The following is a 16840-nucleotide window of genomic DNA, read 5'->3' as shown; positions in this document are numbered from 1 at the left end:
GGGCGGGTCCGACGGAGATGGTGCCGACGGGGGCGGGTCCGTCCGATCGGACGGAGCGGAGGGCAGGCGCTGGACGGCGAGGGCGAGGAAGCGGTCCTGGTCGGCGCGCTCGTCGAGGCGGAAGCCGGTGTCGAGCTCGGTCGGGCCCAGCTGCCAGCGGATGACGAGGAGGCCGTCGCCGCCGACCCACTTGCCGACCATGCCGGGCGCGGCGTGGACGGAGCGGACGTCGGCCCAGGGGATGAGGAAGCTCGGGGCGCCCTGGCGCTCCACGTGCAGGACGGGCCGTCCGCCGTCGTCCGCGTCGGAGACCGACGCGCGGCTGCGGGAGCCGAGACCGCGCGCGGTGACGCGCTCGAGCGGGCGGCCGGCCAGGGTGGTCGCGACGTAGACGCCCGTCGCGGCCTCGGGCTCGCTCCCCCAGCTCAGCGCCCTGCCGCCGGCGACCGGCTGCGGGAGCTCGGGCAGATCGCCCTGCCGGGCGGCGCGCCGCCGCCAGCCCCACCAGGCCAGCAGCACGCACAGCGCGAGCACGACGACCAGGGCGAGGACGGGCGGGAGGTAGCGGGTGAGGTCCATGCTCGCCCGCTCAGTGCTCCGCGAGGCGGGAGTCCCGCACCGTGGGGCGGCCTGCGAGCAGGGTGAGCCGGTTGCGACCGGGCAGCGTGCGGCCCGCCACGGGCGAGTTCCGCCCGCGCGAGGCGTGCTCCTCGGGGTCGACCTCGGCGGCCGGCCGCGGGTCCCACACCAGCACGTGGGCGACCTCGCCGGCGGCCAGCGGGCGCCCCTGGTCGAGGTCCCGCGCGATCCGGGCGGGCGTCTCGGAGAGGACCCGGGCGACGTCCCGCCAGGTCAGGGTCCCGGTGTCGACCATGGTCTGCTGGACGATCCCGAGCGCGGTCTCCAGGCCGGTCATCCCGAACGCGGCGGTGTCCCACTCGCGGTCCTTGGCATCGGCCGGGTGCGGGGCGTGGTCGGTCGCGACGATGTCGATCGTGCCGTCGGCCAGCCCCTCGCGCACGGCCTCGACGTCGGCCTGTGTGCGCAGCGGCGGGTTCACCTTGTACACCGCGTCGTAGCCGCGCGCCTCCTCGTCGGTGAGCAGGAGATGGTGCGGGGTGACCTCGGCGGTCACGTCCACGCCGCGCTGCTTGGCCCAGCGGACGATCTCGACGCTGCCGGCGGTCGAGAGGTGGCAGACATGCAGGCGCGAGCCGACGTGCTCGGCGAGGAGCACGTCGCGGGCGATGATCGACTCCTCGGCGACGCTGGGCCAGCCGGTGAGGCCGATCTCGGCGGAGACGCGGCCCTCGTGCATCTGCGCGCCCTCGGTCAGCCGCGGGTCCTGCGCGTGCTGGGCGATGACGCCGTCGAAGGTCTTCACGTACTCCAGGGCGCGGCGCATGAGCACCGGGTCGGAGACGCACTTGCCGTCGTCGCTGAACACGCGCACCCGGGCGCGGGAGCCGGCCATCGCGTCGAGCTCGGCGAGGCGCTCCCCGCCCAATCCCACGGTGACGGCGCCGATGGGGTGGACGGCGCACCAGGCGGCGTCCTCCCCGCGCTGGAGGACCTGCTCGACGACGCCCGCGGTGTCCGCGACGGGCGTCGTGTTGGCCATCGCGTGCACGGCGGTGAAGCCGCCGCGGGCGGCGGCGCGGGTGCCGGTCTCGACGGTCTCGGCCTCCTCGCCCCCGGGCTCGCGCAGATGCGTGTGCAGGTCGACGAGGCCGGGCAGCACGATGCAGCCCTCGGCGTCGACGACCTCGGCGCCCTCGGGGGCGGAGAGGTCGGGGCCGACGGCGGAGATCGTGCCGTCCTCGACCAGGACGTCGGCGACGTCCTCGCCGTAGGGGCGGCCGCCGCGGATCAGCAGGGCGGGTGCGGCGGCGCGGTCTGCGCCGGTCGCCGCGGCGTCGGCGGCAAAAGCGGTGGTGGGGGTCATGATTCCTCCCTCGCGTTGGAGGCCAGCAGGTGGAAGAGCACGGCCATGCGGACGCTCACGCCCGCCGCGACCTGCTCGACGATCACGCTGCGGGGGCCGTCGGCCACTCCTCCGGCGATCTCGAAGCCGCGGTTCATCGGGCCGGGGTGCATGACGATCGCGTGGGCGGGCAGGCGGTCGGCGCGCTCCTGCGTGAGCTGCAGGCGCCGGGTGTACTCGGCCGCGCTGGGGAAGTAGCCGCCGCCGAGCATCCGCTCGCGCTGGACGCGAAGCATCATCACGGCGTCGGGGGCCAGGGCGATCGCCTCGTCGAGGTCGTAGAGCACGTCGCAGGGCCAGACGTCGGCCCCGACGGGGACCAGCGAGGGCGGGGCCACGAGGGTGACGCGGGCGCCGAGCAGCGTCATCAGCTGCACGTTCGAGCGGGCGACGCGGGAGTGCATGATGTCGCCGACGATGACGACGTGGAGGCCGTCGAGGCCCTGTCCGTCGACGCTGCCCGCGCGCTCCCCGTCCCTCTGCTCCCCGCCGAGGTGGCGGCGCAGGGTGAAGGAGTCCAGGAGCGCCTGGGTGGGGTGCTGGTGGGTGCCGTCGCCGGCGTTGACGATCGGGACGTCGATCCAGCCGGAGTGCGCGAGCTTGTGGGCCGCGCCCGAGGCGGGGGCGCGCACCACGACGGCGTCGGCCCCCATCGCGCGCAGGGTCAGCGCGGTGTCCTTGAGCGACTCCCCCTTGGAGATGCTCGATCCCTTGGCGGAGAAGTTGATGACGTCGGCCGAGAGGCGCTTGGCGGCGGCCTCGAAGCTGATGCGGGTGCGCGTGGAGTCCTCCATGAAGAGGTTCACCACGGTGGTGCCGACGAGGGTGGGCAGCTTGCGCATCTGCCGCTCCTGCGTGGCGACCATGCGGGTCGAGGTGTCCAGCAGCTCGATCGCAGAGGCGCGGTCCAGGTCGCCGATGCCGGTCAGGTGCTTCATCGCCGTGCCTCCTCGTCCTCGGGGGCGTCGGGGCGGGAGATCCTCACCGCGTCCTCGCCGTCGGTCTCGGTGAGCAGCACGCCCACGCGCTCGCTGCGCGAGGTGGGGAGGTTCTTGCCGACGTGGTCGGCGCGGATCGGCAGCTCGCGGTGGCCGCGGTCCACGAGGACCGCGAGGCGCACGACGGCGGGCCGGCCGATCGCGGAGAGCGCGTCGAGGGCGGCGCGCACGGTGCGCCCGGAGTAGAGGACGTCGTCGACGAGGACGACGACCTTCCCGTCGATCCCGCCGGAGGGGATGTGCGTGGGGTGCGGCAGCCGTGCGGGGCTGCGGCGCAGGTCGTCCCGGTACAGGGTGATGTCCAGGGAACCGGCCAGGGAGTCCGGGTCGCGCCCGGCGCCCTCGGCCTCGGCGATGGTGGCGGCGATGCGCCGCGCGAGGGGGACGCCGCGATGCGGGATGCCCAGCAGCACGAGGTCGTCGGCCCCGTGGCCGGTCTCGATGATCTCGTGGGCGATGCGCGTGAGGGAGCGGGAGATGTCGTCCTCCGAGAGGACGGTCTTCTCGCCCCCGGGCGCAACGGGGCCCGGTCGATCTGCGGTCATGATCTTCTCCCTTCCGCGTCTCACGGGACGCGAGGTTAAAGGGTGGTGGATCGGTGCGATCGCTGTTGATCGTAGCGCGCGGGGCGCGCGCTCCCGCGCGCCGTCTCAGGTGGTGGCGGGAGCTGTAGCGGAGGTCTCAGCGCAGCGGCTGTCGGACGGCGGACGGCCGCCGGCGGCGGGCGCTCAGCCCAGCAGGTCGCGCATCTCGCCGATGCGCTGCAGGAGGCCGTTGACGAAGCGCGGGGAGTCCTCGGTGGACAGCTCGCGCGCGATCGTCGCGTACTCGCCGATCACGGGGCCGACGCCGTCGGCCGGGGTGTCGTGGAGGATCTCGGCGGCTCCGGTGCGCAGAATCGCGCGGTCCACGGCGGGCATGCGGTGCAGGGGCCAGTCGCGGCTGTGGGTGGAGAGCTGCTCGTCGATCTCGTCGCGATGCTCGGCGACGAGCTCGACCAGGTGCGCGGAGCGCTCGGGAAGAGCGGTCTGCGCCGCCGTGCGCACCCGCCGCTCGGCGAGCACGTCGCTCAGATCGCGCTCGCGGGCGTCGGCCTCGAAGACGACGTCGATCGCCCGCACCCGCTCGCGGGAGCGGGAGGTCAGGCGCTTGGGGTTCGCGGGATGCGTCTCCAGCAGCTCGACCTCCTCGCCCTCGCGACCGGGCAGGGGAAGGCTCAGCGGATCCTGCACGTCAGGCGCGCCCGAGGTAGTCGCCGGAGCGGGTGTCGACCTTGACCTTGGTGCCCTGCTCGAGGAACAGCGGCACCTGGATCTCGCGGCCGGTCTCGAGGGTGGCGGGCTTGGTCCCGCCGGAGGAGCGGTCGCCCTGCAGGCCGGGCTCGGTGTGCGTGATCTCCAGGACGACGCTCGCGGGCAGCTCGACGTAGAGCACCTTCTCGTCGTGGAACGCGATCACGACGTCGGCGCCCTCGAGCAGGAAGTCCTTGGCATCGCCGACGATGTCGCCGGGGACGTTGGTCTGCTCCCAGGTGGAGGTGTCCATGAAGACGTAGAGGTCGCCGTCGAGGTAGGAGTACTGCATGTCGCGCTTGTCGACCGTCGCGGTCTCCACCTTCACGCCGGCGTTGAAGGTCTTGTCGACCGTCTTGCCCGACAGCACGTTCTTGATCTTGGTGCGCACGAAGGCGGGCCCCTTGCCCGGCTTCACGTGCTGGAACTCGACGACCTGCCAGAGCTGGTTGTCCAGGTTCAGCACGATGCCGTTCTTGAGGTCGTTGGTCGTCGCCATGGGTCTCCTCGGGAGTCGACGGGCGTCTCGCCCGGTGTGCGCTCTCGCGCCTTGCGGTGCGCATGCGGCGCGATCGAGGTCACGCCGCAGGCTCGCCCACTTTACCGCCTGGAGCCGCATCCGCCGCTCCCCCGGGCCGCTCGCGGACGCCCCGACGTAGCGAAGCTCGCATCGTCCGACCCCGCGCCGCCCCGTCAGGCGAGCGTGCGCAGCAGGGCGAGGCCGATCGCGCCGATCGCGACCGCCCACAGCAGCGAGGCAAAGGTGCCCACGAGGAAGCGCTCGGACGCGCCCTCGTGGGCGCGCAGCTCGGGGTAGCGGCCGAGGCCCTTGAGCGCGACGACGACCGCGATCATCTCGGGGTGGTCGGCGAGCACGCAGGCGGTCACCGCGATCCTCTCGAGCAGTCCGATCCACAGCCCTCCGCGCAGCAGCTCCGGGGTGCTCCAGTCCTTCGCCGGATGCGCGGGCGCCTCGAGGACGGGGACCCCGCCGCGCCGCTGCGCGGTCGGACGGGCGCGTCGGGGCGAGCGCGACAGGCGCAGCACGAACGAGGACAGCGGCCACCCGCCGAGCGAGGCGAGCAGCAGGGCGAGCACGATCACCGCGAGCTCGGGAAGGTGGGTGAGCATGTCCTGGATCATGGCAGATGGCCCGGACGGCCCGAGCCCGGGCGGTCCATCGAGCGGTCCGAGGTGAGGTCGAGCATCGCGAGCAGGCGCCGCACGAGAGGGTGCACGGCCTGCTCCTCGCGCCAGCCGCTCGTGGTGAAGGCGCGCGAGACGGTCTGCTGGGTCACCTCGAGACGCTCGGCGATCTGCGCCTGCGTGGCCGACGGATCCTCGAGCATCGCGTGGACCACGCGCCACTGCCCGGGCTTGCGGGAGGTGACCTCGCGTCCGACCAGGCGCAGCAGCGCCTGCAGCTCCTCGGTCTGCTCCCGCTGGCGAGGGTCGGCGGTGCGCACGCTGACGGGGATCGAGCTGGTGCGGCGGGCGCTCTCGACCGCGCGGCGGGCGGCGATGAAGGCGTCCCCGCGCCCCTCGCGCACGGAGGCCGGCAGCGGGAGCTCGACGGGTCCGATGCCCACCCCCACGCTCCAGCCGCCGAGCTCGAGCATGCGCAGCACGCACGCGAGGACCGCATCGGCCGAGTCGGCGAGCATCTGCACCTCGTCGCCCGCCGTCCGCTCGGGACGCAGACGGAGGGGGACGTCGTGCAGCGCCTCGATCAGCTCGGGCACGCGATCGGTGGTGCGCCGGCTGTCGTGCTGGTCGACGGTGAGGACGAACATGGCCGCGAGTCTAGCCCCATCACGCACGAAATGCGCGATGTCGTCCGATACAGCCGTGTTCTGCTGTCAGGCGAGCTCGATGAGCTCCTCGTAGCTCTGGTTCCAGAGGTCCTCGACCGCGTCGGGCATGACCAGCACGCGCTCGGGCGAGAGCGCCCGGACGGCGCCCGGGTCGTGGGAGACCAGGATCACGGCGCCCTCGAAGGCCGCGAGCGCACCGAGGATCTCCTCGCGGCTCGCGGGGTCGAGGTTGTTCGTCGGCTCGTCCAGGAGCAGCACGTTCGCGCTCGAGACCACGAGCGTGGCCAGGGCCAGCCGGGTCTTCTCCCCTCCCGAGAGCACCCCTGCGGGCTTGTGCACGTCGTCCCCGCTGAACAGGAACGAGCCGAGGATCTTGCGGGCCTCGACCTCGGGGAGCTCGATGGCGGCCGTCATCATGTTCTCGAGCACCGTGCGGTCGGGGTCGAGGGTCTCGTGCTCCTGCGCGTAGTAGCCCACGCGCAGGCCGTGGCCGGGGATGATGCGGCCGGTGTCGGACTCGTCGACGCCGGCGAGCACCCGCAGCAGCGTGGTCTTGCCCGCACCGTTCAGACCCAGGACGACGACGCGGCTGCCGCGGTCGATCGCGAGGTCCACGCCGGTGAAGATCTCCAGGCTCCCGTAGGACTTCGAGAGGTCCTCCGCCATCAGCGGGGTCTTCCCGCAGGAGGCCGGCTTGGGGAAGCGCAGGGAGGCGACGCGGTCCTGCTGGCGCTCGCCCTCGACGCCGTCGAGCATGCGCTCGGCGCGGCGGAGCATGTTCTGGGCGGCGACGGCCTTGGTGGCCTTCGCGCGCATCTTCTCCGCCTGGGCGGTGAGCTGGGTGGCCTTCTTCTCCGCGTTCTGCCGCTCGCGCCGACGCCGCTTCTCGTCGTCCTCGCGCTGGCGCAGGTAGAGCTTCCAGCCCATGTTGTAGATGTCGATCGCGCCGCGGTTGGCGTCGAGGTAGAACACCTTGTTCACGACCTGCTCGACGAGCTGGACGTCGTGGCTGATGACGATCAGCCCGCCCTTAAAGGTCATGAGGTAGTCGCGCAGCCAGATGATCGAGTCGGCGTCGAGGTGGTTCGTCGGCTCGTCGAGGATCATCGTGTCCGCCTGGGAGAACAGGATCCTGGCGAGCTCGACGCGGCGGCGCTGGCCGCCCGAGAGCGTGCCGAGGCCCTGTTCGAGCAGGCGGTCCGGGAGCCCCAGGTTCGCCGCCATCCGGCGGGCCTCGGACTCCGCGGCGTATCCGCCGCGGGAGGTGAGCTCGGCGTCGATCCGCGCGTAGCGGTCCATGGCCTTCTCGCGCTTGGCGTCGGAGATGGTCATGTCGGCCATGTCGAGCTCGGCCCGGTGGAGGCGCTGCATGATGTCGTCGAGGCCGCGGGCGGAGAGGATGCGGGCGATCACCAGCTGCTCGGGGTCGCCGGTGTGGGTGTCCTGGGGCAGGTAGCCGAGCTCCCCGCTCACCTCGACGCGTCCCTCGGTGGGCTGCAGGGTGCCGGAGAGGACCTTGGTGAGGGTGGTCTTGCCGGCGCCGTTGCGGCCGACGAGACCGATGCGGTCGCCCGCGGTCACCTGGAAGGACACTCCGCTCATGAGCAGCCGCGCTCCCATGCGGACCTCGAGGTCGGAGACGGTGATCACGGAAGGGCTCCTCGCGCAGTGGACGGGACCCCGCTCCGGGGCCCGGTCCACCCTAGTTCGTCACCGGCCGAGGACGCCCACGAATACCGCTCCCGTGTGCTGTGATGTGGTGAGGAGGACATCGAGGTCCTCCGGCCCGCGGGCCGAGTCCCGCGGGCCGCAGATCACGTCGTCGAAGGAGCGAGCATGATCATCGGGGTCCCCCGCGAGATCAAGAACAACGAGTACCGGGTGGGGCTGACCGCCGCCGGCGTCCACGAGCTCACCCACGCCGGGCACGAGGTGCTCGTGGAGGCCTCGGCGGGCCTCGGAGCGGGCGTGCGCGATGAGGACTTCGCAGAGGCCGGCGCGAGGATCGTGCCCGACGCCGCCGACGTGTGGGGCGGCGCCGAGATGATCGTCAAGGTCAAGGAGCCCCTCCCGAGCGAGCAGTCGCTGCTGCGCGAGGGGCAGATCCTGTTCACCTACCTCCACCTCGCGGCCGACGAGGCCCTCACCCGCGCGGTCCTGGACTCCGGGACCACGGCCATCGCGTACGAGACGGTGCAGAGGGCCGATCGCTCGCTGCCGCTGCTCGCGCCGATGAGCGCGATCGCCGGACGGCTCGCGACCCAGGTCGCGGCCTACCACCTCATGAAGCCGCTGGGCGGCTCGGGGGTGCTGATGGGCGGCGTTCCCGGCACCGGCGAGGCGAAGGTGCTCGTGATCGGCGGCGGCGTCGTGGGCGAGCAGGCCGCGGTGATGGCGAACGGCCTCCATGCCGACGTCACCGTGATGGACGTGAACCTCGGGCGGCTCCAGGAGATCGCGACGGTCCACTCCGGCGCCATCCTCACCCGCTACTCCACGCGCCTGGACCTCTCCGAGATGATCCGGCAGGCCGACGTGGTGATCGGCTCCGTGCTGATCCCGGGCAAGCGCGCCCCCAAGCTCGTGACCGACGAGATGGTGAGCACGATGAAGCCGGGCTCGGTGCTCGTGGACGTCGCGATCGACCAGGGCGGCTGCTTCGAGGGCTCCCACGCCACCACCCACGACGCGCCCACGTTCCGCGTGCACGACACGAACTTCTACTGCGTGGCGAACATGCCCGGGAGCGTGCCCGTCACCGCGACCGCGGCGCTCACGCACGCGACGCTCCCCTACGTGATGCGGATCGCCGGCTCCGGATGGCGCGACGCGCTGCGGGCGGACGCCGCGCTCGCCAAGGGGCTGAACGCGCACGCCGGGACGCTCACCAACACCGGCGTCGGCGAGGCCCACGGGATCGACGCGGTCGAGCCCGCCGTCGTGCTGGGCTGAGAACGGGGCCGCCGGCCGCCACCCCCACCGGCCCGGAACCACGAACAGTGCTGCGCAATCGTCGTTATGCGGCTCCATGACGACAGCTGCGCAGCACTGTTCGGTGCCCGGCTCTCGGCGAGGCCGCGCCGACCCTCGGCCAGGTCCCCGATACGCAGCGAGGCCACCCGTGCGCAGTCGCACGAGTGGCCTCGCTGGTGCGGATCCCGGACGTCGGCCGCGGGTCAGAGGTTGAAGCCGATGGCCCTCAGCTGCTCGCGGCCGTCCTCGGTGATCATCTCCATGCCCCACGGCGGCATCCAGACCCAGTTGATCCGGTGCGTCTCGCAGATGGGGTCGAGCGCCGCGAAGGTCTGCTCCTCGAGCACGTCGGTGAGGGGGCACGCGGCGGAGGTCAGCGTCATGTCGACCACGGCGTTGCCCTGGTCCACGGTGATGCCGTAGACGAGGCCGAGGTCCACGACGTTGATCCCGAGCTCGGGGTCGATGACGTCCTTGAGGGACTCCCGCACCTCCTCCTCGCTCACGAAGGTCGAGGGCTCGCCCTCCGTCGCGGCGGCGCCGTCCGATGCGGCCGTGCCGTCGGCCGGGGCTGTGCCGTCGGCCGGAGCTGTGCCGTCACCCGAGACCGCGCCGTCGGCCGGCACCTGGGCGTCCGCTCCGTCGTTCGCCGGGGCGGTCACTTGGCACCCGTGAGGAAGCGCTCGTAGCCCTCGGCCTCGAGGCGCTCGGCGAGCTCGGGGCCGCCCTGCTCGGCGACCTGGCCGTTCACGAACACGTGCACGAAGCCGGGCTTGATGTAGTTGAGGATGCGCGTGTAGTGGGTGATCAGCATGATGCCCACGTCGGTGGTGTCCTTGGCGCGGTTCACGCCCTCGGAGACCACGCGCAGGGCGTCGACGTCGAGGCCGGAGTCGGTCTCGTCGAGGATCGCCATGGACGGCTTCAGCAGCTCCATCTGGAGGATCTCGTGGCGCTTCTTCTCGCCGCCGGAGAAGCCCTCGTTGACGTTGCGCTCGGCGAAGACCGGATCCATCTTCAGGTTGTCCATCGCGCCGCGCACGTCCTTGACCCAGGTGCGCAGGGCCGGGGCCTCGCCGTCGATCGCGGTCTTGGCGGTGCGCAGGAAGTTCGAGACGGTGACGCCGGGGACCTCGACCGGGTACTGCATGGCCAGGAACAGGCCGGCGCGGGCGCGCTCGTCGACGCTCATCGCGAGGACGTCCTCGCCGTCGAGCGTCACGGTGCCCGAGGTGATCTCGTACTTGGGGTGGCCGGCGATGGAGTAGGCGAGCGTGGACTTGCCCGAGCCGTTGGGGCCCATGATCGCGTGGGTCTCGCCGCTGCGGATGGTGAGGTCGACGCCCTTGAGGATCTCCTTGGTGCCCTCAGGGGTCTCGACGGTGGCGTGCAGATCGCGGATCTCGAGGATCGACATGGTGGGTGGTCTCCTTCGGAAGTGACAGGACGTTCGGTGCGTCGGGAGGACGGCCGCTCAGCCCGCGGACCCTGTGAGCGCATGCTCGGGGTCGACGGCGATCTGGCCGTCCGCGTCGACGCGGACGGGATAGACGGGGACGGGACGGACGGCGGGCAGCTGGAGGGGGCGTCCGGTCACCAGGTCGAACTGGCTCCCGTGCTTCCAGCACTCCAGCGTGCACCCCTCGACGTCGCCGTCGGACAGCGCGACGTCGTCGTGGGAGCAGATGTCCGCGAGGGCGTGCACTCCCCCGTCCTCGTCGCGCACCAGGGCGATCTCGAGGCCGGAGACCTCGAGGCCCAGGGCCTCGCCGGGGGCGAGGTCCGTCAGGCGCGCGACGGGGACGAAGGAGTCGCTCATCAGTTCATGCTCCGCTGCAGCTCCGCCTCGATCGAGTCGGTGAGGGCCTCGCGGATCTCGGGGACGTCGATCTGCTGGATGAGCTCGGCGAAGAAGCCGCGCACGACGAGCCTGCGGGCCTCGAGCTCGGGGATGCCGCGGGCGCGCAGGTAGAACAGCTGCTCGTCGTCGAAGCGACCGGTGGCGGCGGCATGGCCGGCACCCTCGATCTCCCCGGTCTCGATCTCGAGGTTCGGCACCGAGTCGGCGCGGGCGCCCTCGGTGAGCACGAGGTTGCGGTTCAGCTCGTAGGTGCTGGTGCCCTCGGCCTCCTTGCGGATGAGCACGTCGCCCACCCAGACCGAGCGCGCGCCCTTGCCCTGCAGCGCGCCCTTGTAGGCCGAGTTCGAGGTGCACTTCGGGGCCGCGTGGTCCACGAAGATGCGGTGCTCGAGGAACTGGCCCTCGTCGGAGAAGTACAGGCCCAGCTTCTCGAGCTCCGAGCCGGGGGCGCTGAACTCGCCGATCGCGTTGATGCGCACCGCGCGGCCGCCGAGGGTCACGACGATGTGCTTCAGACGCGCATCGCGTCCCAGCCGCGAGTGGTGGGCGGAGATGTGCAGCGCATCGTCCTCCCAGTTCTGCAGCGAGATCACGGTCATCTGCGAGTTGTCGCCGACGATCATCTCGACGTTCTCGGCGAACCGCGCGCTGCCCGTGTGGTCCAGCACGAAGGTCGCGACCGAGGACTCCTCGGTCTCCAGGACCACGTGGGCGTTGCCGCGGCGCTCGGCGCCGCGCCCGGTGATCGCCACGCGGAACGGATCGGCGAGCTCGGCGCCGCGGGGCGCGCGCAGGTGCAGCGCCTGCTCGGTGCGGGCCGAGGCCACCGCGGAGACGATGTCCTCGGGCACGAGCGCGGTGCCCCGCGGGCTCTGCCCCGGGGCGAGCGTCGAGGCCTCGGGGGCGCCCTCGGGGACGCTGACCTCGTAGCCGACGGCCGGATCTCCCTCGAGGTCCTCGGTGGGCAGGTCCTCGAACAGCGGGGAGAGCACGCGCAGCGGCGTGAAGCGCCATTCCTCGTCCTTGGACGTCGGCCGGGAGAAGTCCGCGACCTCGAAGGAGCGCACGCGGTTCGCGCGGGTGGCGTGCGAGTCCTCCCCGGAGGCCGGGGAGCCGGGCAGTGCGATGCCCTCGTCCTCGAGCTCCGCGCGGACGGCGCGTCCGGCCTCGCCGCGGTCCTCGTCCTCGACGAGCACGTCCTGAGCGGCGACGGGGGCGGCGCCCGCGGCGCCGCCGACCGCCTCGTTGGCCTGCTCGTCCCCTGTGCTCTCGGGGCCCTTCACATCGGTCGTCGTCATCAGCCGACGGCTCCTTCCATCTGCAGTTCGATCAGGCGGTTCAGCTCGAGCGCGTACTCCATGGGCAGCTCGCGCGCGATGGGCTCGATGAACCCGCGCACGATCATGGCCATCGCCTCGGTCTCCTCCATGCCGCGGCTCATCAGGTAGAAGAGCTGCTCCTCGGAGACCTTCGAGACCGTGGCCTCGTGGCCCATCTGGACGTCGTCCACGCGCACGTCGACGTAGGGGTAGGTGTCGGTGCGGGAGATCGTGTCCACCAGCAGCGCGTCGCACAGCACGGTCGAGGCGCTGTGCTCGGCGCCCGGCATGACCTGCACGAGCCCGCGGTAGCTCGAGCGGCCGCCGCCGCGGGAGACCGACTTCGAGACGATCGAGCTCGAGGTGTGCGGCGCCATGTGCACCATCTTCGAGCCGGTGTCCTGGTGCTGGTTCTCGCCGGCGAAGGCGATCGACAGGGTCTCGCCGCGGGCGTGCTCGCCCATCAGCCACACCGCGGGGTACTTCATGGTGACCTTGGAGCCGATGTTGCCGTCGACCCACTCCATGGTCCCGCCCTCTTCGACGGTGGTGCGCTTGGTGACGAGGTTGTACACGTTGTTCGACCAGTTCTGGATGGTCGTGTAGCGCACGCGGGCGTTCTTCTTCACGACGATCTCGACGACGGCGCTGTGCAGCGAGTCGGTCTGGTAGATCGGCGCGGTGCAGCCCTCGACGTAGTGCACGTACGAGCCCTCGTCGGCGATGATCAGGGTGCGCTCGAACTGGCCCATGTTCTCGGTGTTGATCCGGAAGTAGGCCTGCAGCGGGATCTCCACGTGCACGCCCGGCGGGACGTACACGAAGGAGCCGCCGGACCACACCGCGGTGTTCAGGGCGGAGAACTTGTTGTCGCCGGCCGGGATGACCGTGCCGAAGTACTCCTCGAACAGCTCGGGGTGCTCCTTCAGGCCCGTGTCGGTGTCCATGAAGATGACGCCCTGGGCCTCGAGGTCCTCGCGGATCTGGTGGTAGACGACCTCGGACTCGTACTGGGCGGCGACGCCGGCCACGAGGCGCTGCTTCTCGGCCTCGGGGATGCCCAGGCGGTCGTAGGTCTCCTTGATGTCGTCCGGGAGGTCGTCCCAGCTCGCGGCCTGCTTCTCCGTCGAGCGGACGAAGTACTTGATGTTCTCGAAGTCGATCCCGGAGAGGTCGGCGCCCCACTGGGGCATCGGCTTCTTGTCGAACAGGCGCAGACCCTTCAGGCGGCGCTCGAGCATCCACTCGGGCTCGCTCTTCTTCGCGGAGATGTCGCGCACGACCTCCTCGTTCAGCCCGCGGCGGGCCGAGGCGCCGGCGGCGTCCTCGTCGTGCCAGCCGAAGGCGTAATTGCCGATGGACGAGATGATCTCGTCCTGGCTCATCTGCTGCTCGGGTGCACTCGTCATCGTGGTGTGTTTCCCTCCGTGAGCGGAATGTGGGTCGTGCAGGCGTGGGCGCCGCCTGCAAGTGTCGCGAGCCTCTGGACGGGCGCTCCCGCCATCCGGCCGATGGCCGTGGTCTCCGCCTCGCACAGCTCGGGGTGGCGGGCCGCGACGTCCTGGATCGGGCAGTGGCCCTGGACCAGCTGTGCCGTCTCCACCGTACGCGGCCTGCCGGACCCCCCGGAGGCCGGGATGGTCACGGTCACGGGGCGCACCGTGGCGGCGTAGCCGCGCTCGGTGAGGATGTCGGCGAGGATCTCGACGCGGCGTGCACGCGAGACCTCCTCGCCCGCCTCCTCGAGCTCGCCGACCCGGGCGGAGAGGTCCTCCTCCCAGGGGGCGACGCGTGCGCAGGCGAGGTGCGTGAGCGCCTCTCCCCCGCCGCGGCGGGCGAGCTCGTCGAGCGCGAGCATCGCCAGGTCGTCGTACTCGCTGCCGAGGTCCTCGTGGGCGGAGGCCGAGAGCACGAAGCTCTTCGAGGGGCGCCCGCGCCCGCGCTGGTGCACGGGGACGTCGTGCTCCTCGATCACGCCGTCGGCCTCGAGGGCGGAGAGGTGCCGTCGGACCGCGGCGCTGGTGAGGCCGAACATCTCGGCGAGGGCTCGGGCCGAGATCGGGCCGTGGGCGGAGATCGCATCGATGAGCCGATCGCGGGTGTCCCGGTGCTCGGTCCGATCCTGCTGCTCGGTCTCGTCGTGGTGCCCGGCCTGGACCTGGTTCCCGGCCTGGTCCTGCTGCTCGGGCGGACCCTGGCTCTCGGGCTGTTCTCGAGTTCCGTGCGGCGCGGCGGAGTCGCGCTGCTGCGCCGCTGCGTGCGCTGCCATCGGATGCCCTCCTTCCCTTGCGGGGTCGACGCGGGCGACGCCGACATGCCCGATTTTACAACCCGAACGTTGCGAAAAGGCAGGGGGAACCGAGAGGCCGACGTGCGTCTGCCCACGTTAGGGAAGGCTCACCGCAGGTCGGCGGCTCGGCGGCGCGCCCGCCGATCGGCGCCGGGTCCCCGATCCCGGCGTCGCCGCGATCCACCCGTGCACATAGTTCATCCTTCAACTATCATGGTCGGTGTCCGGGAGATGCCCTGGACCGTCACGGAGGAGGAGACATGGAGATGGAGAAGGACCCGAACGACCAGACCGGCTCGTACGTCCACGCGGGCGAGGCCTTCGATCGCGACATGAACTACATCCCCGACCGCATCACGTCCGACGGGTCGAGCCCGTGGCCCGTCGAGGCGGGCCGCTACCGCCTCGCCGTCTCGCGCGCCTGCCCCTGGGCCAACCGCACGATCATCTCGCGCCGCCTGCTGGGGCTGGAGGACGCGATCTCGATGGCGATCGCCGGCCCCACGCACGACAAGCGCTCGTGGACCTTCGACCTCGACCCGGGCGGCAAGGATCCGGTGCTGGGCATCGAGCGCCTCCAGCAGGCCTACTTCGCCCGGTACCCCGACTACCCGCGCGGCATCACCGTGCCCGCGATGGTGGACATCCCCACCGGCGGCGTGGTCACCAACGACTTCCACCGGATCACGCTGGACTTCGCGACCCAGTGGACGGACTTCCACCGCGAGGGCGCGCCCGACCTCTACCCCGAGGCGCAGCGCGCGGAGATCGACGAGCTCAACCACTGGGTGCTGCACCACGTGAACAACGGCGTGTACAAGACGGGGTTCGCCGGCTCCCAGGAGACCTACGAGAAGGCGTACACGGACCTCTGGGAGAGCCTCGACGTGCTCGAGGACCGCCTCTCCCGCTCGCGCTACCTCATGGGCCCCTCGATCACCGAGGCCGACGTGCGCCTGTTCCCGACCCTGGTGCGCTTCGACCCCGTCTACCACTCGCACTTCAAGGCGAACCGTCAGCCGCTCGCGAGCATGCCCAATCTCTGGAACTACACGAAGGACCTCTTCCGGACGCCGGGCTTCGGCGACACGATCGACTTCCAGCACATCAAGGAGCACTACTACGTGGTGCAGACCGATCTGAACCCCACGCAGATCGTGCCGCTGGGACCGGACACCTCGATCTTCCTCGAGGCCCACGACCGCGACCGCTTCGACACCGACACCTGGGGACCCGGCGGCACCGCGCCGCTGCCCCCGAAGGCCGACGAGGTCGTCGACCCCGCGCACACGCCCCTGCACGTGACCGGTCGCTGATCCTCCCGGGGCGATCCCGTGCGTCGAGGTAGGCGCGTGGGATGGAGCCGGGTCACAGGTGCAGGGACCTCCCGGGAGCGGGGGCCTAGCATGGTCGGCGTCATGAACGACCACTCCCCCGCTCTCGAGGCACAGGGCCTCACGCGCAGCTTCGGCTCCGTGCGCGCCCTGGACGGCGTCGAGTTCTGCGCGCATCGCGGCGAGGTCACCGCCCTGCTGGGCCCCAACGGCGCCGGCAAGACCACCACCATCGGCTGCGCGACCGGCCTGCTGCAGCCCGACGCCGGCACCGTGCGCGTGCTCGGCGAGGACCCGTGGCGCGCGGGCGCCGAGCTCCGGGCGCGGGTGGGAGTGATGATCCAGGACGGCGGGCTCGCCTCCGGTGCGACCGCCCTGCAGCTGCTGCGCTACGGCGCGGAGCTCTACGCCGACCCGCTCGCTGTCGACGAGGTCGCCGAGCACCTGGGCATCACCGAGTTCGGCGGCACGCTCGTGCGGCGACTCTCGGGCGGGCAGCGTCAGCGCCTGGCCCTGGCGCTCGCGATCGTCGGTCGCCCCGAGCTGGTGTTCCTCGACGAGCCGACGGCCGGCATGGACCCGGCGATCCGCCGCACCGTGCGCGACCTGATCAGGGCGCTCGCCCGCACCGGCACCGCCGTCGTCCTCACCACGCATCTCATGGACGACGTCGAGGGGCTCGCCGATCAGGTCGTCGTCATCTCGGGCGGACGCACCGTCGCCGCCGGGACCGTCGACGAGGTGATCGCCGCCCACCGCGCCCCCGACGCGACGCTCACGCTCAGCGCCCGCGCCCGCGGCGTCGACCCCTCCGTGGCGGGCGTCCTCGCGAAGGACCTGCGCGAGACGGCCGCACGCCACGGCGCCGATCTCGAGATCACCACGGGCGGCGCCGCCGACCTCGAGAGCGTCCTGCTGGACCTCATCGACGAGCGGGACGCGCAGGAGCACGCCCGATGAGCGCAGGAGCACGTC

18 protein-coding genes are annotated in these 16840 nt (G+C 71.8%); 3 read left to right on the top strand and 15 right to left on the bottom strand.

Translation table 11 applies throughout. From position 1 onward, the window contains the following. The 9 genes from MHY49_RS05945 to MHY49_RS05905 all read right to left on the bottom strand — a co-directional run. The coding region (locus MHY49_RS05945; RefSeq protein ID WP_239203144.1) for a hypothetical protein at window positions 1-579 on the bottom strand (579 nt) is incomplete at its 3' end. Window positions 580-589: 10 nt separating this feature from the next. Next, entirely contained in the window at window positions 590-1945 is a 1356-nt protein-coding gene (locus tag MHY49_RS05940; protein WP_239203143.1) for a dihydroorotase, read from the bottom strand. Then, window positions 1942-2922 carry an aspartate carbamoyltransferase catalytic subunit gene (locus MHY49_RS05935; protein ID WP_200500596.1) on the bottom strand — a complete coding sequence of 327 codons (981 nt, stop codon included), beginning with the start codon at window positions 2920-2922 and terminating at the stop codon, window positions 1942-1944. Before MHY49_RS05935 ends, MHY49_RS05940 begins: the two co-directional genes overlap by 4 nt. After that, the gene (gene pyrR / locus MHY49_RS05930) at window positions 2919-3527 is read right to left on the bottom strand and encodes a bifunctional pyr operon transcriptional regulator/uracil phosphoribosyltransferase PyrR (protein ID WP_239203142.1); all 609 of its coding nucleotides are present in this window, start codon (window positions 3525-3527) and stop codon (window positions 2919-2921) included. The genes MHY49_RS05935 and pyrR overlap by 4 nt, the downstream gene beginning before the upstream one ends. 183 nt (window positions 3528-3710) lie before the next feature. Continuing rightward, window positions 3711-4214, bottom strand: coding sequence for a transcription antitermination factor NusB (gene nusB, locus MHY49_RS05925; protein WP_239203141.1), 504 nt, complete (start codon window positions 4212-4214; stop codon window positions 3711-3713). A gap of 1 nt (window position 4215) precedes the next feature. Then, on the bottom strand, window positions 4216-4773 hold the full coding sequence (gene efp, locus MHY49_RS05920) for an elongation factor P (protein ID WP_200500594.1): 558 nt from the start codon (window positions 4771-4773) through the stop codon (window positions 4216-4218). 194 nt (window positions 4774-4967) lie between these two features. After that, window positions 4968-5405 (bottom strand): hypothetical protein, encoded by a 438-nt coding sequence (locus MHY49_RS05915; protein ID WP_239203140.1) that lies wholly within the window; start codon window positions 5403-5405, stop codon window positions 4968-4970. A gap of 8 nt (window positions 5406-5413) precedes the next feature. Further along, window positions 5414-6067: a helix-turn-helix domain-containing protein gene (locus MHY49_RS05910; RefSeq protein WP_239203139.1), complete on the bottom strand. Its 654-nt coding sequence runs from the start codon at window positions 6065-6067 to the stop codon at window positions 5414-5416. 66 nt (window positions 6068-6133) lie between these two features. Then, window positions 6134-7738: an ABC-F family ATP-binding cassette domain-containing protein gene (locus MHY49_RS05905; RefSeq protein WP_370646004.1), complete on the bottom strand. Its 1605-nt coding sequence runs from the start codon at window positions 7736-7738 to the stop codon at window positions 6134-6136. Between the two features lie 186 nt (window positions 7739-7924). On the opposite strand from MHY49_RS05905, the gene ald reads away from it, so the two are divergent. Beyond that, on the top strand, window positions 7925-9040 hold the full coding sequence (ald, locus tag MHY49_RS05900; protein ID WP_239203138.1) for an alanine dehydrogenase: 1116 nt from the start codon (window positions 7925-7927) through the stop codon (window positions 9038-9040). 224 nt (window positions 9041-9264) lie between these two features. Here the strand turns inward: ald and MHY49_RS05895 are convergent, their stop codons facing one another. The 6 genes from MHY49_RS05895 to MHY49_RS05870 form a co-directional block, all read right to left on the bottom strand. After that, entirely contained in the window at window positions 9265-9567 is a 303-nt protein-coding gene (locus MHY49_RS05895; RefSeq protein WP_228359590.1) for a metal-sulfur cluster assembly factor, read from the bottom strand. 152 nt (window positions 9568-9719) lie between these two features. Beyond that, window positions 9720-10478 carry a Fe-S cluster assembly ATPase SufC gene (gene sufC / locus MHY49_RS05890; protein WP_239203137.1) on the bottom strand — a complete coding sequence of 253 codons (759 nt, stop codon included), beginning with the start codon at window positions 10476-10478 and terminating at the stop codon, window positions 9720-9722. A gap of 57 nt (window positions 10479-10535) precedes the next feature. Continuing rightward, window positions 10536-10880 (bottom strand): non-heme iron oxygenase ferredoxin subunit, encoded by a 345-nt coding sequence (locus MHY49_RS05885; protein WP_152353072.1) that lies wholly within the window; start codon window positions 10878-10880, stop codon window positions 10536-10538. Beyond that, window positions 10880-12220: a Fe-S cluster assembly protein SufD gene (gene sufD / locus MHY49_RS05880; RefSeq protein WP_239203136.1), complete on the bottom strand. Its 1341-nt coding sequence runs from the start codon at window positions 12218-12220 to the stop codon at window positions 10880-10882. The genes MHY49_RS05885 and sufD overlap by 1 nt, the downstream gene beginning before the upstream one ends. Then, window positions 12220-13650: a Fe-S cluster assembly protein SufB gene (gene sufB, locus MHY49_RS05875; protein ID WP_200500587.1), complete on the bottom strand. Its 1431-nt coding sequence runs from the start codon at window positions 13648-13650 to the stop codon at window positions 12220-12222. The genes sufD and sufB overlap by 1 nt, the downstream gene beginning before the upstream one ends. Beyond that, on the bottom strand, window positions 13647-14510 hold the full coding sequence (locus tag MHY49_RS05870) for a metalloregulator ArsR/SmtB family transcription factor (protein WP_239203135.1): 864 nt from the start codon (window positions 14508-14510) through the stop codon (window positions 13647-13649). The genes sufB and MHY49_RS05870 overlap by 4 nt, the downstream gene beginning before the upstream one ends. 281 nt (window positions 14511-14791) lie before the next feature. On the opposite strand from MHY49_RS05870, the gene MHY49_RS05865 reads away from it, so the two are divergent. Together MHY49_RS05865 and MHY49_RS05860 are read left to right on the top strand one after the other, a co-directional pair. Next, window positions 14792-15847: a glutathione S-transferase family protein gene (locus MHY49_RS05865; protein ID WP_239203134.1), complete on the top strand. Its 1056-nt coding sequence runs from the start codon at window positions 14792-14794 to the stop codon at window positions 15845-15847. Window positions 15848-15949: 102 nt separating this feature from the next. After that, window positions 15950-16825: an ABC transporter ATP-binding protein gene (locus tag MHY49_RS05860; RefSeq protein ID WP_200500584.1), complete on the top strand. Its 876-nt coding sequence runs from the start codon at window positions 15950-15952 to the stop codon at window positions 16823-16825. Window positions 16826-16840 lie beyond the last annotated feature (15 nt).

It is taken from the genome of Brachybacterium sp. ACRRE (genome assembly GCF_022346485.1).
Classification (GTDB): domain Bacteria; phylum Actinomycetota; class Actinomycetes; order Actinomycetales; family Dermabacteraceae; genus Brachybacterium; species Brachybacterium halotolerans.
Note: the sequence above shows the minus strand (reverse complement) of the source record. Positions and strands in the feature narration are given on the sequence as shown.